This is a genomic window from Nocardia sp. (genome assembly GCF_025465275.1).
GTDB lineage: Bacteria > Actinomycetota > Actinomycetes > Mycobacteriales > Mycobacteriaceae > Nocardia.
Genome location: NZ_JAODNK010000086.1, coordinates 75858 through 97959 on the forward strand (window position 1 = coordinate 75858; position 22102 = coordinate 97959).

Genomic DNA, 22102 nt, shown 5'->3' on the forward strand with positions numbered 1-22102 from the left:
TAGACAGTTACCTTAAAGCAAACCTCATGATTGTGGCTTAACTCGCAAAAGTAACCGCTGGGAATCTGGGCATATCGGTCGGACGACAGGCCCCAGCTAAATATTGGCGAATATGTATCGCCGAAGCGGGACGGCCCTCGTCGCACGTGCCCGCTGTCTCCTATACCGGCTGCGTACTGCCGGTTCCCTCCGCATCGACCGGCGTCGCAGGGGTACGCGTCCGCCGTCGAATCACTGCCGCCGCAGCGACAGCCGCGGCCAGGATACACAAGATGTACTCCGGCGCGGGACCTAAACGGGTGGCGAGTGTCGTGTCCGAACGCAGCGGCAGTGTCGCCACCAGCGCGGCCGGAACGAACTGCGGGGTCTGCTGCTGGATGGTGCCATCGGCGCTGATCATGGCGCTGACACCGGTGGTCACCGAAACCACCACGGCGCGACCGTGCTCCACCGCGCGAATGCGCGACATGGCCAGCTGCTGATAGGTCATCTCGCTGTGGCCGAAGGTCGCGTTGTTGGAGGGCACGGTCAGAATCTGCGCGCCCGCCCGCACGGCTTCCTCGAAGGCGCGATCGAACGCGACCTCGTAACAGGTGGCCACGCCGATCGCGACGGGTGCGCCGCCGCTCGCGGGCACCATGTGCACCACGCCGTCGCCCTTGCCCGGGACGAAATAGCCCGCCCGGTCGGCGTATTCGGAGAAGTGCCGGAAGAAGCCGCGATACGGGAGGTACTCACCGAACGGCTGGATGATCTTCTTGTCGTGTCGCTCGCCCGGACCGGCGGCATCCCACACGATGACCGAATTGGTGGTGGTGCGATCGTCATTGACGAGCACCGCGCCGACCAGGATGGGCGCCTTGATATCTCGCACGGTCTGTGTGATGAGGTCGTAGGCGTCGTCATTGCGGAGTGGATCGATATCCGACGAATTCTCCGGCCAGATCACCACATCCGGCTGCGTGGCCTGCCCGGCCGCGACGGCCTTGGCGAGTTCCTCGGTGCGCTTGATGTGATAGTCGAGAACCGCGCGGCGCTGGGCATTGAAGTCCAGTCCCAGCCGCGGCACGCTGCCCTGGATCGCGGCGACCGTGATCGGCCGGTTGCCGTCCTCCGGGCCGGGCAGCGCGGTCCGGAGGATCACTCCGGTGAGAGGAATTGTAGCGACAAGCATTGCCGCAGCAACAATCCGGTTCCACGATGTGAGACGTTGCGCGCCCCATCTGGGACGATTCGGTCGCGCCGCGTAGGCCGCGCGCGCGGACGGCAGCAACCACACCGCGAGCGCCGCCACGCCACCACCGGTGAGCGCCACCAGGAAACTCACCAGCGGCGCACCGCCGACCATGGCAAACGGCAGATACCACCCATCGGCCTGCCCGAAAGCCAGCCTCCCCCAAGGAAACCCGCCGAACGGAAAACTCGACCGCCCCCATTCGGTCAACGACCACCCCAGCCCTATCCACACCGGCCATCCCGGCAGCCGCCCGACAAGCCGGACGAACACCCCGAACAACCCGACATACACCGACAGCGCCGCAGACAACGCAATCCACGGCACCGGCCCCACATAAATCCCGGTCCACGGCAGCAAGGGCAAAAAGAACGCCAGCCCCGCCAGCATCCCGTACCCGAAACCCCCACGCAGCCGCCCACTCCCACGCACCGTGAGCACCAGCACCGCAATCCCCACCGGCGCCAAAAACCACAGCGTCCGAGGCGGAAAACTAGCGAACAGCAACAGCCCCGCGACAACAGCACTGATCATCCGCACCAGCACCGGATAACCGCTCAGCACCGCGACCACGCGATCCACCGATCCGATGCCGGTCCGATCGACGGTCACTACTGCCGACTCACCCACAACCCCAGCACCTTCCGACGACATACTCCGCGCGCTCGATTCTTCCTGCTCCGCGGTGATCGCGCTGGCCGGGCCGTCATTCGCTGCGTTCGTGGCAACCTGGTCAGCGGGTTGAGCGCCCGGAAGCGCTGCGGAAGAGTCTTTTTCGGCGCCGGGTTCAGAGGGCATGGATGGTGGTCCCGCGGTGCACGGTGGTCAGGCAGCGGGGCAGGGGTGTGCCGGGGGTGAGGGGTGGGAGGCCGGGGACTCTGGAGCGGGGGTCGGTGGACCAGCGCTGGACTTTGTCGGAGGCGGCGGCCACGACGAGGTCGGTGGCTTCCCAGACGGCGTAGGTGGCGGGGGCGCCGGGGACCAGGGTTCCGGCGACGCCGTCGCGGACGCCGCCGGCGCGCCAGGCGCCGCGGGTGGCGGCGGCGAAGGCCGCGCGGGGGGAGATCTGGTGGCCGGGGGTGCGGTGATTTGCGGCGGCGCGCAAGGCTTCCCACGGATTCAAGATCGTGACGGGGGCGTCGGAACCGATGGCGAGGGAGATGCCCGCGGCGGCCATGGCGGAGAAGGGGTTCAGGGTGGCGGCGCGGTCCGCGCCGAGGCGGGTCGCGTACATGCCGTCCGCGCCGCCCCAGGTGGCATCGAAAGCCGGTTGGACACTGGCGATTACGCCCCAGGCGGCAAGCTGGGCGATTTGGCCGGCGTCGATCATTTCGGCGTGTTCGATGCGGTGGCCGCGCGAGGCGAAGGCCGGGCCGCCGACCTGGGCGACAACACGTTCGAAGCCGGTCACCACGGCATCCATGGCAGCGTCGCCGATGACGTGGAATCCGGCTTGGATACCGGCTTCGGTGCAGGCCAGTACATGTGCGGCAATGGCATCGGCATCGAGGTAGGCGGTGCCGGTGCTGTCGCGGTCGGCGTAGGTGTCGCGCAGCCAGGCGGTGTGCGAGCCGATCGAACCGTCGACGAACAGGTCGCCGCCGAGGGCGTGCACGCCGAGTTCCTTGATCAGACTGCGGGCTTCATCGGCGGTGCGCACGGCTTGACCCCAGTACGCGCGGACCTCCATGCCGTGCGAGAACTCCAGCAGCTCACGCACATCGGTTTCGCCCGAGATATCGGGTCCGGCACATTCGTGCACGGCGGCAATGCCGTTGGCGGCGGCGGCATCGAGGGCGGCGCGGCGCGCCCGGTCACGCTGGGCGGGCTGCAGTGCGCTGAGTGCGGCGGCACGCACCCGGTGATGCGCCTCGCTGCGTAGCGGCTCGCCGCGAGTGAAGCCGGTGGCCTCGGTGATCGCCTCGACCGCATTCAGCAGCGGAGTCGAGACGACGGCCGAATGCGCGTCCACGCGAACGAGATACACGATGCGGCCGGGTGCGGCGGCATCGATTTCGGCGAGGTCGGGCGCGCGCCCCTCGGCCCAGTTGGTCTCGTCCCAGCCGTCGCCCAGCACCGGTCCTTCCGGATGCGCGGCCGCGTATGCGGCCAGCAGCTCCAGACATTCCGCGAGTGAACCGGCCTGGTAGAGATCGAGTCCCGTGAGCTTCAACCCCAGTGCCGTCACGTGCACGTGCGGATCCACGAAGGCCGGTGCGACAAACGCCCCGTCGAGGTCGATGACCTCCGCATCCGGATGCAATGCGCGCCCGGTGCGATCCGCGCCGACCCACACCACGGTGCCGTCGGTGACCGCCATGGCCGTAGCGTCGGGATTACTCGAACTGTAGATGCGACCGCCGACAAGCAACTGGGTACTCACGGATTTCAAGTCTGCCCCACGCCCTCGTGTGGACCGCAACCGCACTCCACACACCGGACCTAGCTCACACTCCGGGCACTACCGCGGTTGCTGCACCTGCTTGGACAGGGCATTGACGGCACTGACGATCTCGGCCGGGTGGCTGAAGGGCAGCTTGTGATCGCCTTGGATCCACTGCACGGTGATGTCCGGATCGGCGGCCTGCAGTACCTCGACGCCCTCACGCCAGGTGCGGTTCACCCGTTCCGCCTTGGCGTCGTGCCCACTGGCGGTATCGGTCGCCAGCAGCATGGACACGGGGCAGTCGAGCGTGCGGTAGGTATCGAGCAGATTGTGCTGGCGGCGCTCGTCGACCTCGAGGGTGAGATCGGCGAAGGCATTCCCCGGCATGGCGTAGCGATAGGGAGTCAGTCGCACCAGCAGCATGGCGATCTTGGTGCCGAGACTGGTCACCGAGGCCCGCATGGCTTTCGCATCGGTGACCAGCGGCTGCTGGATCGGCACCGCGCCGTCGACGAGCACCAGTCCGGCCACGGTTCCCGGATGCGCGGCGGCGTAGGCGAGCGCGAGATCGGCGCCCAGCGACCAGCCGATCAGAATCGGCCGGTCCACCTGCGCCTCGGCCAGCACGGCCTCGACATCGGACAGGAAGCCTTCGACCTTGTATGTGCTTGCGGTGGAAGCTTTTCCATGACCGCGTAGATCGAAGGTGATGCTCTCATAGCCGGGCAGCTCGGCAATGACGGCTTTCCACGCGACCTGGGTCGCGCCGGCGCCATTGATGAATACCAGCTGCGGGCCGGATCCCGAGCGCGTCACCGGCAGGGTGACATCGCCATTGGACACGGTCGTATCGCTCGACATGGAGTTATCTGTCCTTCGAGGTATTTCCGGATATGTGGTCAGCGAGGATCGATGATCCGGTGGGCAGTGCCCTGACCATCGTCGTAGTACTCGGAGACGACAGTAGCGTCGATGACTTCACCATCCGGGTCGATGACCACATTGCGGTATCCGTTCGGACCGACCGCCATGGCCACCCGATTGAGCCGGCGCGCAGCGAAAGCCGCGACGACCGGGCGCAATACGAAGCGGGTGAACGGCACCAGGGCCACCAGACCGATCAGCGAGGTGAGCAGACCGGGCACGAACATCAGTACAGCGCCGACCGTGACCAGCGCGCCGTCGGCGACAGCGGTAGAAGGCTCGATCTCACCGCGTGAGGCTTTGCGGAAGTTCTCGAAGACACGGCGCCCCTGCGAGCGAACCAGGATCAGCCCCATGGCCGAACCCGCGATGAGCAGGAGAATCGTGGGAAAAACGCCGATCAGGTGGCCGAAAAGCACCAGGGTGGCGATCTCGGCAATGAAGTACGCGGCAAACAGTAGTGCGGGCATGTGGCGATCCTTTCGGCGATCTACCCCTAGTAACGCCCGACCCCTCGATTTTTCTCCCGGCTGCGGCGTCGGTCACAGCGTAAGGGTGCGCAGCGCATCCAGCAGTGCCTCGTGTCGTGCGGCGCCGAGCGGCGCGAGGAAGCGTGATTCCGCCGCCGCGCGCAGCCGCTCGGCGGCGATGAGCCGTTCGTCACCGGTGGCGGTGAGTTCGATGATGTTCTTACGCCGGTCATCCACACTGCGACGGCGCGTGACCAGGCCTTTGTCCTCCAAGCCATCGACAAAGCTGGTCATGGTGGTGCGGTCGATGCCGAGCCGCTGGGCTGCATCCAACTGGGACAGCGGCGTATCGGTCGCATTCAGGAGAACCAGGACAGCCAGTTCACGACCGTCGATCCCCAAGGGCTGCAATGCCTTCCCGATCTCCTCGGCCAGCCCGGCATACGCGCGCTTGAGGAGGTAGCCCAGGCGGGGGGTGAGGACGTCGTCGTCCGATGTCGGGTCGGCCATGCCGATAACCCTACCGTCCAACTGATAGTCAGCATCACTGACGATCAGCTAGCCTGAACTTATGGCACAAATCAGATTCGGCGTGAAAACCACGCCCATGCGCGTCGACTACAACGACATCCGCCGAGTATGGGAAGAGATCGACGATCTCCCCGACATCGAGGACGCCTGGCTGTGGGACCACCTCATGCCGATCAACGGTCCCGCCGACGGCCCGGTGCTCGAGGGCTGGACCCTGCTCGCCGCACTGGCCGCCCGAACGCAGCGACTGCAACTCGGGCTCCTGGTGACCAGCAATAGAATTCGCGAACCCGCCGTCCTCGGCAAGATCGCGGGCACAGTCGACGCCATCGCCGGCGGCCGCCTCATCATGGGCCTCGGCGTAGGCGGCACCCGCCAGCCCCCGAACACCGGCGGCATCCCCGGCCCCAACCCCGCCGAAGCCGAATACACCGCCTACGGCCTCCCCCTCCTCTCCCCCGCCGAAGGCCTGGAACGACTGGCCGAAACGATCACCATCCTCGAAAAGATGTGGACCGAAACCGAATTCGACTTCCACGGCAAGCACTACACCCTGGTCGGCAACCGCAGCGAACCCAAACCGTCCCGCCGCCCACCCCTCTTGATCGGCGGCTGGGGCAATCGCACCCTGCGCCTGATCGCCGAGCACGCGGACCTCTGGAACATCCCCGGCCCACCCCACAACGGCCTCGACTTCATCACCGACCGCAGCCGCATGCTCGACCGCCACTGTGCAGAGATCGGCCGGAACCCGGCGGAAATCACCCGCTCGGTGCAACTGATCGTCGACTACGACAATCCGGCCGCCGCCCGCCGAACCGTCCTCGACCTGACCACCGCCGGAATCACCCACATCGTCCTGAGCCTGCGCGCCCCCTACCCACCCGCGGTAGGCGCCTGGCTCACCGAGCAGATCATCACCCCCGCACGCGAGCAGCTGTCGGCCCGAACCGAGAACTAACGCTCATTACCCCCTGCGGGCACCCGGGCCGACGCAGCACGCGCCCCCGCCGCCGCAATCGAAGTGGCCGACACCCACGGTAGAACGCCGATCGACCGCGCGTCAGGCGCTGCCTGGCCTGACCAGGCCGGTTTCGTAGGCGAGGACGACGGCTTGGACTCGGTCGCGGAGACCGAGTTTGGTGAGGACGCGGCCTACGTGGGTTTTGACGGTGGCTTCGGAGAGGAAAAGAGTGGCGGCGATTTCGGCATTGGAGCGGCCGACCGCGATGTGTTCGAGGACTTCGCGTTCGCGGGCGGTGAGGGCGTCCAGGATGGCCGGATCGCGGCCGGCGGCCGGGTCATCGGCGATGAGGCGGTCCAGTAGTCGCTTGGTGACCTTCGGGGAGACGACGGCGTCTCCGGCGGCGACGCTGCGGATCGCCGAGATGAGGTCTTCGGGCGGGGTGTCCTTGAGCAGAAACCCGCTGGCGCCGGCACGCAGTGCGCCCAGCGCGTGTTCGTCGAGGTCGAAGGTGGTCATGACGAGTACCCGGCTGCCGCAACCGGATTCGATAATGCGGGCGGTCGCGGTGACGCCGTCGGTGACCGGCATGCGCACATCCATGAGCACGACGTCGGGGCGCAGTTCCGCGGTGCGGGAGATGGCGGTCGCGCCATTGTCGGCCTCCCCCACCACCTCGATGTCGGGGTGGGCGCCGAGCACCATCTTCAGCCCCGCGCGCATGAGTTCCTGATCGTCGACTACAAGTACGGTGATCGGCACGGCAACCAATCTATCGGTCGGACTATCTCACTCACCGGCGGTGCGGTCGAGCGGGATGCTGGCGTGCACAGCCCAGCCGCCGGTGGAGTTCTTGCCCGTACTCAGGGTGCCGCCGAGCACGGCGATGCGTTCGCGCATACCGACCAGGCCGAGTCCGCTACCCGGGATGCGAGCCTCGGGGCCGGAGGGTCCGTTGACCCAGGCCCCCGAACCATTGCGGGGCACTCCCGGTCCACAGGGCGAGGAGTCGGAAACAGGCGCGGCAGGCGTCCCGCCGAAGTCGACGATGCCGATCACCACATCGGTGTCCCCGCGAGCGACCCGGACCTCGGCACGCGGAGCGGGACCGGCGTGCCGGAGGGTGTTGGTGAGCGATTCCTGGACGATCCGGTGGATGCCCAGGCTGACTTCCGGACTCACGGTATCGAGTTCCCCGCACAGTTCCAGGGCTACATCGAGCCCGGTATCACGCATCATCTGCACCATTTTCGCAATGCCCGCGGTGCCGTGCTGCGGAAGTTCTTCCGGCGCATGCTCGATGCGCAGCAGCTCGACGGTGCGGCGCAGCTCGCGCAGCGCATCGCGCCCGGTCCCGGCAATGATCGTCAGCGCCTTCTCCGCGGTCTCCGGATTGTGCCGCAAGGCATAACGCGCCCCATCCGCCTGCACGATGATGACGCTCACCGCATGCGCCACCACATCGTGCAACTCACGGGCGATGCGAGTGCGTTCGGCGGCAACAGCATCGTGGGAACGGCGTTCCCGGTCGTAGTCCGCGACAGCCAGCCGGGCCGCGACCTCATTGTCGTAAGCGTGCCGCGCGCCGACGAATTCGGCGAAAGTCCAGCACAGGGCGTAATACAGCGCGGTGAACGGAATGTCCGTCCCCCCGGGCTTCCCGATCATCGCGTAGGACAGCAGGCTGTCGAGCAGCAGCGCGCCCAGATACCAAAGCCCTTCGCGGCGCGCCACATACGCGACCAGCGTGTAGAGCATGATGCCCAGCCCGAGCAGCGCCGGATGCACCGACGTGTCATCCCCCGCACCGTGCACCAGGCTCGTGCTCATCGACACCAGCACCAGCGCGATAGCCGCACCCCGCGGATACGTCCGCCTGAAGATGATCGGCAGCACCAGCGCCACACCCAGCACCAGATACGTGATCTTGTGCCGGCTCTCGCTCACCGCCAGCACATCGATGGTCAGCAGCCCCAGCGCCAGTATGGAATCGGCGATGAGCGGCTTCCCCCGCAGCCACAAACTGAACCGGCGCACACCACCACCCTAGAGGCCCGCACTTCCCGGGAAACCGGCACCAGGAGCGCGCCGCGTACCAAGTCGTCCACCGCGCAGGAAATTGCAACAGATTCTGTGCGCGTCAGCGGAAGGAGTGCGCGGGGCACGGCCTGTGGGCGGTTTGCCCGGGAGTGTCGGGTCTGATTGGGTCGCGGGATGGGTGTGGGTGACTGGGCGGTATTGCTGAGTGCGGCTACGGCGGCGGGGTGGGTTGATGCTGTGGTGGGTGGGGGCGGGTTGATTGTGTTGCCGACGTTGTTTGTGGTGTTGCCTGGGTTGGCGCCGCAGACTGCGCTGGGGACCAATAAGGTTGCGGCGTTTTCGGGGACCAGTGCGGCGATGATCACCTTCGCGCGGAAGGTGCCTGTCCAGTGGAAACTGCTGTTGCCGGGGGCGGTGCTGGCCGCGATCGCGGCGGCGTGCGGGTCGGCGGCGGTGGCGCTCATCGATCGTCAGTACTTCGTGCCGCTGGTGATGGTGGTGCTGGTCGGGGTGGCGATCTTCGTGACGCTGCGGCCCGCGGTAGGCCTGACCATGGCGACACATCCGCCGACCCGGCGCAAGACCCTGCTGGTGGTGGGTCTGGCCGCCGGGTTGATCGGGCTCTACGACGGTGTGCTCGGTCCCGGGACCGGGACCTTCCTGATCATCACCTTCGCCACGCTGCTCGGCACCGAATTCGTGCGCGCCGCCGCCATGGCGAAGGTCATCAACTGCGGTTCGAATCTGGGTTCGCTGATCTTCCTGGCCTCGACCGGTCATGTGCTGTGGGCGCTGGGCCTGTCCATGGCGGTCGCGAATGTGGCCGGGTCAATTGTCGGTTCACGCATGGCGCTGGCCCGGGGCGCGGGTTTCGTGCGCATCGTGCTGCTGGTTGTGGTGGTGGCCATGGTGATTCGACTGGGCTGGCAGCAATTCGGTTAGACGTAAGCGTCTTCCGACTTGCGTAGCTCGTGTTCCTCGGCGCGATAGGGCTCGGTGCGCCGCAGTACGGCCGAGCCGAGATGCCGCACCGGAACATCATTGCGCGGCAGCGCGTATGTCTCACGAGCGGCGGTCACCGGCTCGCGAGGTGCGGCGACCAGACGGCCCGCGGCCGCATCCCGGTCCCCGGACGTCTCGGCGTTCCCGGCACGCAGTTCACGACTGCCGTCCCCGTCCGCGGGCTCAGTGAGCCACGGCGCCAGCACCTTCGAGGTGGTCTCCTGGATTTTGCGTTGCAGCTGTTCGGGATCATCGATGGCCCCGGTCTGGAACAGCACGGTGAGCGCGCCCGAGACCGCGCCGACCACGGCACCGACCAGTGCCGCCGAACCCACTTCGTCGAGCTCCTCCGGGAAAGCTGCCCGCAAATGTTTGGCGATCTCCTGTTGCGCGGCCAACTGCGCATGGGCGGCACGCCCGCTCACCGCCGGCACGGTGCGCGAAACCTGTGCGCGCAGTACGGCGATCCGGGCGGGCAGGGTATCGCCGAGGTGAGCACCGGGATTGTCGCCGGCCGCACGCAGCGCGCGCAACAGCACCTCGACCGGTCGTTCCCCCGGGCTGCGGGTGGCGATGGCTTGCGCCGCCGACTGCACCCGTTCGTCCGGTTCGGGGAACAGCAGCTCCTCTTTACTGGCGAAGTAATTGAAGAAGGTCCGGGTCCCGACTTCGGCCGCTGCGGCGATATCGGCGACGGTGGTCGCGTCATAGCCTCTGGCCTCGAATAGTTCGACGGCGGCCTCGAAAAGGGCGCGGCGGGTGCGTTCTCGTTTGCGGTCGCGAAGCGCTGATGGCGGCACGCGGGCAGACGCTACGGCATTCGGGCGCGAAAACGCCGCATGTACTGGGCTTGTCGGGTGCGTTTCCTGGTGTGCTTCTTCGCACTTCGTGCATCGTTGCAGCGTGTGCATGTTTGCACGGTGCGAATTCCATGGGGAGGCAGCGTGTTGTTGATCGACACCTACGGCACCCTCTAGCGTGGTCGGGGTGAGCATCGCAACCAAGGTCGTGGACGAGCAGTTCCGCGCACTCCCCCTGGCAGCGCTTGCCGAGGCCGCTCTGTCGGCGGCGCGCGCGGCCGGGGCCGACTATGCCGATCTGCGGGTGCATCGACTTGTGCAGCAGTCCATCCGATTGCGTGACGGCCGGGTCGAATCGGTGCGCGACAGCACCGATCTCGGCTTCGCGGTGCGGGTGATCGTCGACGGCACCTGGGGTTTCGCCTCGCATGCCGACCTCACTCCGGAGGCGGCCGTTGAGGTCGCCCGGCGCGCCGTGACGGTTGCCAGCACATTGCGGGCCCTGAACCGCGAGCGTGTCGAGCTGGCCGACGAGCCCCGCTACGTCGACGCCGAATACGTGTCCGCCTACGACGTCGACCCCTTCGCGGTCCCGACACAGGACAAAGTGGCACTGCTGCTGGACTATTCGGAACGGCTCAAAGCCGCCGACGGCGTGGATCACGTGACGGCAACCGTGCTGCAGGTCAAGGAGCAGACCTTCTACGCCGACACACTCGGCTCACGCATCACCCAGCAGCGGGTGCGACTGCATCCGCAATTGGAAGCCATCACCGTCGATCCATCAGCGGGCGTGTTCGAAACCATGCGCACCCTCGCCGCCCCGGCCGGGCGCGGCTGGGAGTACGTCACCGGCGCCGACGGAACCTGGGACTGGCACAGCGAACTCGCGCAGATCCCGGAGTGGCTGGCCGAGAAGGTGAAGGCCCCCACCGTCACCGCCGGCGCCACCGATCTGGTCATCGACCCGACCAATCTGTGGCTGACCATCCACGAATCCATCGGCCACGCCACCGAGTACGACCGCGCCATCGGCTACGAATCCGCCTACGCCGGAACCTCCTTCGCCACCCCCGACCAGCTGGGCACCCTGCGCTACGGCACCCCGATCATGCATGTGACCGGCGACCGCACCCAGGAGCACGGCCTGGCCAGCATCGGCTGGGACGACGAGGGCGTGGCCGGGCAACGCTGGGATCTGGTACGCGACGGCACTCTGGTCGGATATCAACTGGATCGGGTGTTCGCACCGCGACTCGGCCTGGAGCGTTCCAACGGCTGCTCCTACGCCGACTCCGCACACCATGTGCCGATCCAGCGCATGGCCAATGTGTCACTGCAACCCGATCCCGAGCGCGATACCTCGACCACCGAGCTCATCTCCCGGGTGCAGGACGGCATCTACATCGTCGGCGACAAGTCCTGGTCGATCGATATGCAGCGCTACAACTTCCAGTTCACCGGCCAGCGCTTCTTCCGCATCCGCAATGGCGAGCTCGCCGGGCAGCTGCGGGATGTCGCATACCAGGCCACCACCACCGACTTCTGGGGATCCATGGAGGCCGTCGGCGGCCCGTCCACCTGGCAGCTCGGCGGCGCGTTCAATTGCGGTAAGGCGCAGCCCGGCCAGGTGGCGGCGGTCTCGCACGGCTGCCCATCAGTCCTGGTGCGCGGCATCAATATTCTCAATACCCGCGCCGAAGCCGGGCAGTGAGGAAAGGACCGACACGATGAGCGTGCTCCCCGCCCCCGAAGTAGTCGAACGCGCGCTGCGATCCTCGCACGCCGACGAAGCCGTGGTCATAGTCACCGACGCGCACGAGGCGTCGCTGCGCTGGGCCGGAAATTCCATGACCACCAACGGTTCCTCGATCGCGCGGGACTGGGCGGTGGTGTCGGTGCTGCGCGACGGCTCCGGCGCGGCCCGCGTCGGCAGTGTCAGTTCCACGAGTGTGGACCCGGGCGATATCGAGGCCGTGGTGCGCGCCAGTGAAGAGGCCGCCCGCACCGCCGAACCGGCGCGCGATGCCATGCCGCTGCTCGATCCGCAGACCGTCGACACCGCGACGCTGGACTCGGCGCTGGAGTGGGACGGCCCGCCCGGCGCCACCGATATCTCCGTATTCGCCGAGCTGGCACGCGATCTCGCGCCCGGCTTCGACGGCGCCGATCAGCTCTACGGTTTCGCCCATCACCAGGTGCACTCCACCTGGCTGGGCACCTCGACCGGTATTCGGCGGCGCTGGGTGCAGCCGACCGGATCGGCGGAGATCAATGGCAAGCGCGGATCGGGCGACGAGTTGGCCAGCGCCTGGGTCGGCACCGGCACCGGCGACTTCCAGAATGTGGATGTGCCAGGGCTACTCGCCGAACTGTCGCGCCGGCTCGATTGGAGCAAGCGCCGGGTGGATCTGCCCGCCGGTCGCTACGAGACGCTGCTGCCGCCTTCCGCCGTCGCCGATCTCATGATCTATCTGGCCTGGACCATGGAGGGCCGCGGCGCGCACGAGGGCCATACGGCGCTCTCCCGCGCGGGCGGTACGCGAATCGGTGAGCGGCTCAGCGATATTCCACTGACCCTCTACTCCGATCCGAGCGCGGCCGGGCTGGAGTACCGCCCGTTCGTGGCCACTCCCGCGTCCTCGGAGTCGCTGTCGGTCTTCGACAACGGCCTGAGCGCACAGCGTGCCGACTGGGTGCGCGACGGTGTGATCGAATCGCTGGTCTACCCGCGCGCCACCGCCGCCGAATTCGATGCTCCCGTCACGCTTCCCGGTGAGAACCTGCTCATGACCGGTGGTAGCGACGCGTCGCTCGCGGAGATGATCGCGAACACCGAACGCGGACTACTGCTCACCTGCCTCTGGTACATCCGCGAGGTGGATCCGGCGACCCTGCTGCTGACCGGTCTCACCCGGGACGGCGTCTACCTGGTCGAGAACGGTGAGGTCACCGCGGCGGTCAATAACTTCCGCTTCAACGAATCACCGCTGGATCTGCTGCGCCGGGTGAGCGAGGCGGGCCGCACCGAGATCACTCTCCCCCGCGAATGGAAGGACTGGTTCACCCGCACGGCCATGCCCGCCCTGCGCATCCCGGACTTCCACATGTCCTCGGTCAGCCGGGCGACGTAGCACCGACGGGAGTCTGCGATTCCGCTTCCACGCGGCGCACTTCCGCGACGTACCGGGCGACGGCGTCGCGATTACGTTCCAGGATGTGGATGCGCTCGGTCATGCGGTCGCGCTCGAGTTCGAGGGTGGCCAGCATTTCGGGAGTGGCGTCGAAGGAGTGGATGGCCCGGGGCGTGAGCAGGCACGGCAGGATCTGCTTGATGATCCGCGTGGGCAGCCCGGCTGCCAGCATGCCGCGGATCTGCAAAACCCTGTCGACCAGTGCGTCGTCATAGTCGCGGTAGCCGTTGGCCTCCCGGTCGGAGAAGATCAGACCCTGCTCCTCGTAGTACCGCAGCAGGCGGCGCGAGGTTTCCGTGCGCTGTGACAGCTCGCCGATTCGCATGTAACCCACATCTCACTCATCCGGCCCTTGACCCTCACATCAGTGTAAGGGTTTCAGTATTCCTTTGTGACACACACGAAGTCGTCTACGAAGGAAGACTGTGTGCTCGGCGAGATGACCTCGCCGAGCGCACGTCGTCAGACCTTCCGGACCGCGGCGAGTTGTGCTTCGATGATTTTCACCGCTGCGCCGACGCCGTCCTCCTCGGCGATAAGGGCTGCCAATCGAGTCGCGTTGCCGCGGAGGGTGGTATCGGTGATCGCGATGCGGATCGCCGCGGCGAGATTGTCCACGGACAGTTTCGGATGCGGGATGGTCGCGGCGCTGACACCGAGCGCGGCCAGGCGCTCGGCCCAGAACGGCTGGTCCGAATAGACCGGTACGGCGATCGCGGGCACCCCGGCGCGGATCCCCGCGGCGGTTGTGCCTGCGCCACAATGATGTACGACCGCGGACATGTGCGGGAACAGCCACTCGTGCGGGACCTCGCCGATGGTCATCAAGTCGTCGCCGCTCACATCCAGCTGCAACCAGCCCGCCTGCACGATCCCGCGCACACCCGCCTGCCGGAGCGCCTCGCCCACGATCTTCGATACCCGCGCACTGTGTTCGGCGCTGCCGACCATGCTGCCGAACCCGACGAATACCGGCGGCGCTCCGGCCTTCAGAAACTCCGCCAGATCAGCGGGCGGTTCCCAATCCGTGGGCCGGGGCGGCCACCAGTAGCCGGTCACCTCCAGGCCCGGCCGCCAATCCGTGGGCCGCGGCGCCACATTCGGCGAATAGCCGTGCAGCACCAGCCATTGCGCGGCCGTCCGGCGACGGCGAAGTTCCCGCATGGAGACCTCCGGCAGGCCCAACTCGCGGCGGAAACCCGCGACGACCCCGCCGAAAACACGATCGATGATCCACGCGCCGATCCCTGCGGCCCACCGGTTGCCGGTTGCGCCGAGGGAAACCGCGCCCATCGAGGCAGGTGGGTGGTCACCGGTCGAGGACATCGGCTGGAAGCGCAGCCCGATGGCCGGAATGCCCTTGGCCTCCGCGAGCGCGAAGCCCGCGAACTCGGTCAATTGCGCAAGCAGCAGCAGATCGGCGGGTTCGTCGCGCAGGGCCGCGATCATGCCCTCCCCCATGCCCCGGACACCGCGGGGGGAAGCGAACTTCCACCCGGCCTTCCGCTTGTCGACATCGGGATCGGTCATATCAACATCGACATTGGTGTCCATCTCCCGGAATTCGAGGCCGCATCCGGTGATCAGGTCGGCGAAGACCGAATGCGCGGCCACCACAACCTCGTGCCCGACCTCCCGCAATCGCAGTCCGAGACCGGTCAGCGGCGCGATATCACCGCGGCTGCCGATGCCGGCCATAATGATCCTGCTCATGCCACCTCCACCGTTCCGATAATCGACAACCACTGCGCCACAATCTCTTTCACCCGATCGATGCCGATACCGCCGGTCGGCGAGTGCACCGAGTAGTGCACGCGCCGGACACCGTCGTTCTGGCTCGCGCCGAGGAACATGCTCAGATCGAACACCGTGAGGCGCGCCTGCTCGCGGGAGTGCGCGCCCGGAATCCACACGCCGACATCACCGAGGAAGTTGAAGTAGAACTTCGGGAAGTTGAATTCGATGAGCCGCGACCAGCTCTCGGGGTGATGCCAGAACAGCAGCGTGAAATCCTCCGGATTCTCCGGGTAGGTGGCAATCGCATCGCGCATGCGGTCGCTGTGACTGCCTGCCACCGGTCGCACCAGCCAGGGGTAATCGTCCGAGAGCCAGGCGACGGTCCGGCCGAGGTCGGTCCCCGGACGGAGCCGGCTGTAGCGGCCGTGCTTCTGCACCTGCACGGGCCGCGCGACACCGGTGACATCCTCGATCGCCAAACCCAGTGCCACGAGCAGAATCCGGGTGTAGGAACAGTCCAGCGCCGTGGGCAGTTCATCGAGCAACCGTTCCGCGACAGCACCTTCGATCACGCCGTCCAGGAATGCGGATTCGGGTGCGGCGGGCCGGGTCTCGATATTGGGTTCGCTATCGGAGGCGCCGACCCAGTAGTCCACATCGGCGGCACGTGTGAGCGCGTACTCGTCCAGGAAAGCAGCCCAGTCCGAGCCGGTCGTCTGCTCCGGCGCCAGCGCAATGGTCTCGCCCGCTTCCCATTGCCGCACATAGGTCGCGACGTCGTCCCACATCACCCACATGGCGACGCCGTCGATGGCGATGTGGTGAATGGTGAGCAGCAGAATATTGACATCCGTCGACCGGGTGAGCAGCGCCGCGGTCACGAGCTTGCCCGAGGGCGGGTCGAGCCGCAGATTACTCTTGGCGGTCTCCTCCTCCATCAACTGCGGCAGCAGGTTGTGGTCCAGATTCTCGATATCGACGGTCCGCACATCGATTCTGGCGGTATCGATCTCGCCGCCGGATGCGGGCTCGATGAGGCAGGTGGCCTCCATCCCGTAGCTGTAGCGGCTGCGCAGCGACTCGTGATTGTCCATGAGCGCATTGATCAGATGCTGCGCCTGTTCCAATCCCATGGAGACCGGAACGGGGCAGGGGATGGTGATCCCGAACAGGGCCGGATTCGGATCCCACATCAGGAACTTCTTGGCGGCGGCGGTCAGCCGCCCGGGGCGCAGGTCTGTCATGAATGTCCTCGTCAGAAGGGGGTGATATTGAAAGGCCGCCGAGTCGGGACCAATGCCTGATCCAGGGCCGCGACCGCACCGGCGGTGAGCTCCTCGATCCGTCCGGCGCGGTGCAGTTCCAGTGGCGTATGCGCACCGAAGTAGCTGCTGGCGAGCTCGACCGGGCCGAGGCGCAGGTCCGCCTGGGCGTCGCCGGGCGCAGGTTCCCAGCTGCCCTGACCATCGGTGATGTCGAGGAGGAACAGGCCCGGGCTCATGCCGTACGGATCGTCGACCCGTATCACGCCGTGGAAGTCCGCGCGATAGGTGCGCAGCCGGAAGGCCTTGGCGGCCTTCAGGATCCACATCCATACGCCGGTGTCGACCCCGGTCACCGCGGCGACCCGCGGATCCTCCAGCAGTAGCGGTGTCGGATCGTCCACCGCGGTGTCCATCCGGACCTCGTTGTATTCGCCGTGTCCCAGCAGGCAGCGCAGCAGTTCGCGGTGCGCGGCGACAGTGAGCACGCAGAAATCACGCACCAGCACGGTATCCCCGACAAGATCGAACACCACATAGCCGTCCGGATGGACGATCACGCACGACTGGTCGTCGAAGGTTGCGGGCCAGAAGAATTCACCACGACTCAGGGCCGCCGGAATGGACTGCTGCCAGCGATCGTAGATCTCCCGCAGGCGCGGGCGGGCCGCACTGGGGCGCAGCTCCCGCACCAGGGCCGAATCATCGCCGCCCGCACGCAGTTTCGCGCGCCGGCGGTCGATGCGCAGATGCCGGGTATGACTGGCCACCCCGACCGCGCCGTAATTGCCGCCCGGTCCCGGCATGGCGGCGAAGACGTCCGCACCGGTCTCCAGCGCGATGTACATCATCTCGGCCTGGATCTTGGAGTACAGCCCGCGCTTCTGATGAGTGGTGGCGACCATGCCCTGCGCACACGCCGCGACCTGCAGTTGTGCGCCGCCGGGCACCGTGGTGCTCATCCGGATCACCGAGCCGGTGCCGACGATGAACGGCGCGTCCGGATCCGAAACATCCTCGGCCACAATGATATCGGTGAGCAGGAACTGCTGTTTCCAGCTCTCGAAGTCCTTGGTACGCACACCGCCGAAAGCGCGGGAGTAGCAGTCACGCAGGGCATCCCAATCGTCCTCGCGGGCCCGGCGGATGATCAGGCCGTCAACGGCGAGGCCCTCCCGGTAGGACATGAGCTCGGAAATCATGCGTGCACGCCTTTCGTAGTGCGGGAATCGGTGTGCGCCGAGTCCTGCGCAGCGCCGATGCGGGGCAGCACCTCGTCACCGAGCAATCGCAGACCGGCCCAGCCCGCCGCCACCGGCAGGCCGCCGATCAACGGGTTCACAATGATTTCGGTACGGCCACCGGTGATTTGGGCGAGCAGCTGGCCGGGAGTCAGGATTTCGGCGTATCCGTGTGCCCGCACCCGCTCGACGGAACTCACCGAGGCTTCATTGGGGCGCGGCAGTCCGGCCCGCCGCCAGGAAGCGTATTCGCGGGCCTCATTGAGGATGTACGGCCCGAATTCCGCCCATGCCGCATCCGGATCCTCGTGCAGCAGTGTGATTCTGCTGCCAGGCTCGGGCCGATGCACAAAGCCCTGGTGGCCGTGAATTTCCAGCTCCCGCAGGTACAGCGCCTCGAGCGAGGGCATGGACATCGGCGGCGAGTAGGGCAGCCCGAACCGGGCGGCACGGCGGGCCGCCGCCTCGGTCATGCCGCCGACGAACAGCAGCGGGTGCGGTTTCGTGAACGGTTTGGGCGTGACATCGATCAGCGCGCCGTTGTACTCGAACGGCGCATCACCCCAGGCCGCCAGCATGACCTCGAGCGCGGTATCCATGAGCTGCCCGCGCCGGGCCCAGTCGCGGCCCATCGCGGCGTATTCCGCCGGCCGGTAACCCATTCCGGCGACAATGGCCAGCCGACCACCGGAAAGGTTGTCCAGCACCGCTATGTCCTCGGCCAGCCGCACCGGGTCGTACAGCGGTACCAGCAGGGCGCTGATACTCACCCCCGCAGTGCGGGTGCGGGCCGCTATCGCCGAGGCCAGCAGCAGCGGCGAGGGCAGCCACCCGGTACCGGAGAGATGGTGTTCCTCGCAGCTGACGGCGGCGAACCCGTGCCGATCGGCGTACTCGGCCATCTCCAGCGCCGCCTGATACCGCTGCTGGTGCCCCGCGGCGGGATCGTCGATATTGGTCATATTCAATCGGAGCGCGGTCACCACGGGCGACATCGAATTCACTCCGCAAATATTGAATGTGAAGTCGCACTTGGCAAACGCTCGGATACCCCAGTCACTACCTCGCCGGCGGCGCGGTACCACTGGGCGGATATCCGCCGCCCACCGGTACCACCGGCAGGGGCACCCCGCGCACTGACGTACCTTCGCAGTGCCGCGGCGGCGCGCCCGGACGTGGTTTCCCCCCGGAAGCTCCGCGAAAAGTGGCCTGCCGCGCGATGATTCCTGGGTATCGGCCCCGTCTGCATTGGTAAAGCCCCTCTTCAGTGTTCGCACACGAAGGATTCCCGCCATGAGCACCTCGACCGTGATCTCCAAAGACGGCACCGTCATCGCCTACGACAAGGTGGGCAGCGGCCCCGCTGTCGTACTCGTCGACGGTGCGTTCTGCTACCGCGATATGGGCCCGTGCGCCGCTGTCGCGCAGGAACTCTCGGATCGCTATACCGTTTACACCTACGATCGGCGCGGGCGCGGGGAGAGCGGCAACACGCTGCCCTACGATCGGCAGCACGAGATCGAAGACCTAGCCGCCGTGGCCGCCGAGGCGGGCGAACCGGTCAGCCTCTGCACGTTCTCCTCAGGCGTCGGGCTGGTGCTGGCCGCTGTCGAGAACGGCCTCGCCGTCGACAAGCTCGCGCTATACGAATACCCGCTCATCACAGACGATTCCCGCAAGCCCGTACCGCACGGGTATCAGGACCACATCGCTGAACTCATCGCCGCCGATAAGCCCAGCGCGGCGATCAAGTACTTCCTGCACGCGGGCATCGGCCTGTCGAGCGTGCTGGTCGCCCTGTTCCCGCTGCTGCCCGGCTGGTCCAAGATGAGGAAGACCGCCTTCACCCTCACCTACGACCGCCACTTCATGGAGGACGCCCTCGACGGCCGCCCCATTCCCACCGGACGGTACGACTACATCACCGCCCCCACAACGGTTTTCGCCGGTTCCAAGAGCCCGCAGTGGATGCGGCACGGCAATGTCGCACTCGCCCAGGCCATTCCCGGTGCGGTCTACGTCGAGCTGCCCGGCCAGACCCATCAGGTGAAGGCGAAGTTCTTCACACCCACCCTGAAGAAGTTCCTCGAGGCTTAGTCTCCTGAACAACCGCACGCCTGCCGGACATCCGGCAGGCTCGGTTTCAGGTGCACCGGCGGATCAGTATTCGACGGCGTCGACGGGCCCATCGGTACTGGTGACGGGTGCATCCTCGAGCGGTGCGGGACGGCGGCGCGCCCACAGACTCACCGTCAGCACCACCGCGGACGCGATCAGTATGTGCGCCGCGAGCAGTACCAGCATCGGCAACGCGAAGCCCTCATCGGTGAGCGCGCCGCGCTCGCCCACGCAGTACAGCGTGTAGTTGGTCGATGTTCCCTCCGAGTCGTGCGTAGTGTCGGACACCACGATCGGCTCGGTGAAGGGGGCCGAACAGAACAGAGGCGCAGTCAGTTTCGCTTCCCCGGGCCAGATCGCCACCGGAACCACACAGCTGAAGATGCCCGCACCGACTGCGGTCGACAGGACAGTCACAAACACTCGGCTCACGGCTCACACCTGCTGCATTCGAAGAAAAGCACCCGTGCGGTCGAACTCGGCGACCACCTCCGAGCGCGGCGACACCACATTGGCGACCATCCGGATATCGCTGCCGAATCGGCTCACCACGATCACGGTCACCTGACCGTCTGGCAGTTCGCTGCGCGCCAGCGCCGTATCGACGACCTCCTCGAGCCGCGCCAGGCCCGTCACCTCGCCGACGGTGAAACATTCGCCCTCAAGATCGTCGTATGCCGAAACCCGTACCGGCTGCGCGGAACTGAGCGCGCCGAGCATGTACGAATAGTCGTCGACCTGCCGCGATCCGTCCGGATGCCGAATCCGCAAGCGCACGGTGGGCGCGGTGGCGCTCATGTCATCGTGGTCGGCCAGGAACCTGCTCACCTGGGCCGGTTGGTCGTTCAGCACGAGGCGGAACTGCGTCGAATTCGGCGCGCTCAGCACCATCACATCGGCCTGCAGCTCGGCAGCGCCCACACGCTGTGCCAGCGCGATCACCGCCCCCTGCGGCAGCGCACTCACCAGTCCCCCACCGCGCGTACGGATCTGCTGCTCGAAATCCGCACGATCCACCGCGCCGATACATCCACTCGTCCCGAGCACGGCCAGACACAGTGCGACTCGAAACCAACCAACCCCGCGCATACCTCGAATGCTAAAGGCTCTCAGCCACATACGGCCGGCTACCAGAAGACGGCCGCATGATCCTTTCATGATCGACAACCGAACCTCGCCCAGCAATCCAGCCGCAATCACGTGGCGGCACCCGTGTCAGCTCATCGTGCGCAATCCACCCTCAGATCGCCATGCGGGTCGGAGTGTCTGCTCGCCACAGGCCTATCGTGCCGGCTCGGCATGCGGATTCTGGTGTCAGCTCCCCACACCGGTCGTCGGGCGGGGTCGCATACGGGCTGCGGCGTCAGCTCGCCGTGCGGGTCGCGGCCGCCTGTGCGGTCCATTCGAGGATGGTGCGCGCCACCAGTTCCGGGTCGTCGTACATCGGCACGTGGCCGACATCGGGCAGGGTGCGCCACGTTGCCGAGGGTGCGTAGCGACGCCAGCCCGCGGCATAGCGCTCGGCCGGGATGATGCGATCCTTCTCGCTCCAGGCGATGAGCACCGGCGTATCGAGCATCCCGTAGGGCTCGTACTCGGTGGCGATCACCGCCGGAAAATCGTCCAGTGCCGTGCATTGCAGCGCATTTCGCCCCGCGAGCACGGCCTGCTCGGCGGTGATCCGGTCACCGTGCTCGCAGACGGTGCGCAGCAGGGTGCGCCGCAGCATCGGCGACCGCATCACCAGCGGCAGCAGTGGTTCCCCGAATCGCAACTGGTTGTGCATGACGCGGAAGATCCGCGGCACCCGCGTCTCGGTGGTGGACCAGGCCCCGGCGGGCGAGAGCGCGATCAGGCTGCGCGCCCGCCCGCGGCGTACCAGCTCCATACCCAGCCAGCCGCCGAGCGAGTTCCCGGCAATGTGCGCGGTCTCGAATCCAGCCTCGTCCATGGTCTTTTCGAGCCAGTCGACGGCGGCGCTGATGGTGTACGGCCGCGGCAGATCGGGCATACCTGCATGCCCGGCCATGGTCGGGGCGAAGACATCGTGGTCGTCGAACAGCAAGGGCGCGACCGCTTCCCAGCAATGCCAGGAGCTGGTGCCGCCGTGTAGCAGCAGCAGCGGTTCGCCGTTTCCGGCCCGCAGCGAGGTGGCCGAGCTGGGCGGGAGGCGATTGTCGAGGTTCGTCATCGTTGACG

The 22102-nt window shown here is 66.8% G+C and carries 21 protein-coding genes; 5 read left to right on the top strand and 16 right to left on the bottom strand.

Annotation, left to right across the window (positions count from 1 at the left end):
- Nucleotides 1-160: 160 nt before the first annotated feature.
- The 5 genes from lnt to JWN03_RS20725 all read right to left on the bottom strand — a co-directional run bounded on the left by lnt (nt 161) and on the right by JWN03_RS20725 (nt 5524).
- Nucleotides 161-1768, bottom strand: a complete 1608-nt coding sequence (gene lnt / locus JWN03_RS20705; protein WP_297617602.1) for an apolipoprotein N-acyltransferase — start codon at nt 1766-1768, stop codon at nt 161-163.
- Nucleotides 1769-2021: 253 nt separating this feature from the next.
- Complete coding sequence (locus JWN03_RS20710) at nt 2022-3617, bottom strand: amidohydrolase (RefSeq protein ID WP_297617403.1); 1596 nt, start codon at nt 3615-3617, stop codon at nt 2022-2024.
- A gap of 78 nt (nt 3618-3695) precedes the next feature.
- Nucleotides 3696-4481, bottom strand: a complete 786-nt coding sequence (locus JWN03_RS20715) for an alpha/beta fold hydrolase (RefSeq protein ID WP_297617406.1) — start codon at nt 4479-4481, stop codon at nt 3696-3698.
- Between the two features lie 38 nt (nt 4482-4519).
- Entirely contained in the window at nt 4520-5014 is a 495-nt protein-coding gene (locus JWN03_RS20720; protein ID WP_297617409.1) for an FxsA family protein, read from the bottom strand.
- A 72-nt stretch (nt 5015-5086) separates the two neighbouring features.
- Nucleotides 5087-5524: a MarR family winged helix-turn-helix transcriptional regulator gene (locus JWN03_RS20725; protein ID WP_297617412.1), complete on the bottom strand. Its 438-nt coding sequence runs from the start codon at nt 5522-5524 to the stop codon at nt 5087-5089.
- 61 nt (nt 5525-5585) lie between these two features.
- On the opposite strand from JWN03_RS20725, the gene JWN03_RS20730 reads away from it, so the two are divergent.
- Nucleotides 5586-6506: an LLM class flavin-dependent oxidoreductase gene (locus JWN03_RS20730; RefSeq protein WP_297617415.1), complete on the top strand. Its 921-nt coding sequence runs from the start codon at nt 5586-5588 to the stop codon at nt 6504-6506.
- A 102-nt stretch (nt 6507-6608) separates the two neighbouring features.
- Here JWN03_RS20730 and JWN03_RS20735 read toward each other — a convergent pair whose 3' ends face one another.
- A complete protein-coding gene (locus tag JWN03_RS20735) occupies nt 6609-7271 on the bottom strand; it encodes a response regulator (protein ID WP_297617418.1) in 663 nt (220 codons plus the stop codon).
- A gap of 27 nt (nt 7272-7298) precedes the next feature.
- Nucleotides 7299-8546: a sensor histidine kinase gene (locus JWN03_RS20740; protein WP_297617420.1), complete on the bottom strand. Its 1248-nt coding sequence runs from the start codon at nt 8544-8546 to the stop codon at nt 7299-7301.
- A gap of 177 nt (nt 8547-8723) precedes the next feature.
- Here JWN03_RS20740 and JWN03_RS20745 point away from each other — a divergent pair, with 177 nt between their 5' ends.
- Entirely contained in the window at nt 8724-9491 is a 768-nt protein-coding gene (locus tag JWN03_RS20745) for a TSUP family transporter (RefSeq protein ID WP_297617423.1), read from the top strand.
- On the opposite strand, the gene JWN03_RS20750 is transcribed toward JWN03_RS20745, so the two are convergent.
- Nucleotides 9488-10351 (bottom strand): TetR/AcrR family transcriptional regulator, encoded by an 864-nt coding sequence (locus JWN03_RS20750; protein ID WP_297617425.1) that lies wholly within the window; start codon nt 10349-10351, stop codon nt 9488-9490. The genes JWN03_RS20745 and JWN03_RS20750 overlap by 4 nt on opposite strands.
- Nucleotides 10352-10538: 187 nt before the next feature.
- Here JWN03_RS20750 and JWN03_RS20755 point away from each other — a divergent pair, with 187 nt between their 5' ends.
- Nucleotides 10539-12065, top strand: a complete 1527-nt coding sequence (locus tag JWN03_RS20755) for a TldD/PmbA family protein (protein ID WP_441343033.1) — start codon at nt 10539-10541, stop codon at nt 12063-12065.
- A gap of 22 nt (nt 12066-12087) precedes the next feature.
- The gene (locus JWN03_RS20760) at nt 12088-13485 is read left to right on the top strand and encodes a TldD/PmbA family protein (protein WP_297617604.1); all 1398 of its coding nucleotides are present in this window, start codon (nt 12088-12090) and stop codon (nt 13483-13485) included.
- Here the strand turns inward: JWN03_RS20760 and JWN03_RS20765 are convergent.
- The 5 genes from JWN03_RS20765 to JWN03_RS20785 all read right to left on the bottom strand — a co-directional run bounded on the left by JWN03_RS20765 (nt 13469) and on the right by JWN03_RS20785 (nt 18780).
- A complete protein-coding gene (locus JWN03_RS20765; RefSeq protein ID WP_297617607.1) occupies nt 13469-13870 on the bottom strand; it encodes a MerR family transcriptional regulator in 402 nt (133 codons plus the stop codon). The genes JWN03_RS20760 and JWN03_RS20765 overlap by 17 nt on opposite strands.
- 137 nt (nt 13871-14007) lie before the next feature.
- Nucleotides 14008-15258, bottom strand: a complete 1251-nt coding sequence (locus JWN03_RS20770; protein WP_297617432.1) for a glycosyltransferase — start codon at nt 15256-15258, stop codon at nt 14008-14010.
- Nucleotides 15255-16526: a condensation domain-containing protein gene (locus tag JWN03_RS20775; RefSeq protein ID WP_297617435.1), complete on the bottom strand. Its 1272-nt coding sequence runs from the start codon at nt 16524-16526 to the stop codon at nt 15255-15257. Before JWN03_RS20775 ends, JWN03_RS20770 begins: the two co-directional genes overlap by 4 nt.
- 11 nt (nt 16527-16537) lie before the next feature.
- Nucleotides 16538-17746, bottom strand: coding sequence for a GNAT family N-acetyltransferase (locus JWN03_RS20780; RefSeq protein ID WP_297617438.1), 1209 nt, complete (start codon nt 17744-17746; stop codon nt 16538-16540).
- Complete coding sequence (locus JWN03_RS20785; protein ID WP_297617441.1) at nt 17743-18780, bottom strand: LLM class flavin-dependent oxidoreductase; 1038 nt, start codon at nt 18778-18780, stop codon at nt 17743-17745. Before JWN03_RS20785 ends, JWN03_RS20780 begins: the two co-directional genes overlap by 4 nt.
- Before the next feature lie 298 nt (nt 18781-19078).
- On the opposite strand from JWN03_RS20785, the gene JWN03_RS20790 reads away from it, so the two are divergent.
- Nucleotides 19079-19882 carry an alpha/beta fold hydrolase gene (locus JWN03_RS20790; protein ID WP_297617444.1) on the top strand — a complete coding sequence of 268 codons (804 nt, stop codon included), beginning with the start codon at nt 19079-19081 and terminating at the stop codon, nt 19880-19882.
- 63 nt (nt 19883-19945) lie between these two features.
- On the opposite strand, the gene JWN03_RS20795 is transcribed toward JWN03_RS20790, so the two are convergent.
- The 3 genes from JWN03_RS20795 to JWN03_RS20805 all read right to left on the bottom strand — a co-directional run bounded on the left by JWN03_RS20795 (nt 19946) and on the right by JWN03_RS20805 (nt 22094).
- Nucleotides 19946-20335 (bottom strand): hypothetical protein, encoded by a 390-nt coding sequence (locus JWN03_RS20795; RefSeq protein WP_297617447.1) that lies wholly within the window; start codon nt 20333-20335, stop codon nt 19946-19948.
- Between the two features lie 3 nt (nt 20336-20338).
- A complete protein-coding gene (locus JWN03_RS20800; protein ID WP_297617450.1) occupies nt 20339-20992 on the bottom strand; it encodes a hypothetical protein in 654 nt (217 codons plus the stop codon).
- A 274-nt stretch (nt 20993-21266) separates the two neighbouring features.
- A complete protein-coding gene (locus JWN03_RS20805) occupies nt 21267-22094 on the bottom strand; it encodes an alpha/beta fold hydrolase (RefSeq protein WP_297617453.1) in 828 nt (275 codons plus the stop codon).
- Nucleotides 22095-22102 lie beyond the last annotated feature (8 nt).

Excerpts from the sequence above, each read along its gene's own strand:
- lnt (WP_297617602.1), bottom strand. The coding sequence starts at position 1,768 with ATGATCAGTGCTGTTGTCGCGGGGCTGTTGCTGTTCGCTAGTTTTCCG.
- JWN03_RS20715 (WP_297617406.1), bottom strand. The coding sequence starts at position 4,481 with ATGTCGAGCGATACGACCGTGTCCAATGGCGATGTCACCCTGCCGGTG.
- JWN03_RS20720 (WP_297617409.1), bottom strand. The coding sequence starts at position 5,014 with ATGCCCGCACTACTGTTTGCCGCGTACTTCATTGCCGAGATCGCCACC.
- JWN03_RS20725 (WP_297617412.1), bottom strand. The coding sequence starts at position 5,524 with ATGGCCGACCCGACATCGGACGACGACGTCCTCACCCCCCGCCTGGGC.
- JWN03_RS20730 (WP_297617415.1), top strand. The coding sequence starts at position 5,586 with ATGGCACAAATCAGATTCGGCGTGAAAACCACGCCCATGCGCGTCGAC.
- JWN03_RS20745 (WP_297617423.1), top strand. The coding sequence starts at position 8,724 with ATGGGTGTGGGTGACTGGGCGGTATTGCTGAGTGCGGCTACGGCGGCG.
- JWN03_RS20765 (WP_297617607.1), bottom strand. The coding sequence starts at position 13,870 with ATGCGAATCGGCGAGCTGTCACAGCGCACGGAAACCTCGCGCCGCCTG.
- JWN03_RS20770 (WP_297617432.1), bottom strand. The coding sequence starts at position 15,258 with ATGAGCAGGATCATTATGGCCGGCATCGGCAGCCGCGGTGATATCGCG.
- JWN03_RS20775 (WP_297617435.1), bottom strand. The coding sequence starts at position 16,526 with ATGACAGACCTGCGCCCCGGGCGGCTGACCGCCGCCGCCAAGAAGTTC.
- JWN03_RS20780 (WP_297617438.1), bottom strand. The coding sequence starts at position 17,746 with ATGATTTCCGAGCTCATGTCCTACCGGGAGGGCCTCGCCGTTGACGGC.
- JWN03_RS20785 (WP_297617441.1), bottom strand. The coding sequence starts at position 18,780 with ATGTCGCCCGTGGTGACCGCGCTCCGATTGAATATGACCAATATCGAC.
- JWN03_RS20790 (WP_297617444.1), top strand. The coding sequence starts at position 19,079 with ATGAGCACCTCGACCGTGATCTCCAAAGACGGCACCGTCATCGCCTAC.
- JWN03_RS20800 (WP_297617450.1), bottom strand. The coding sequence starts at position 20,992 with ATGCGCGGGGTTGGTTGGTTTCGAGTCGCACTGTGTCTGGCCGTGCTC.
- JWN03_RS20805 (WP_297617453.1), bottom strand. The coding sequence starts at position 22,094 with ATGACGAACCTCGACAATCGCCTCCCGCCCAGCTCGGCCACCTCGCTG.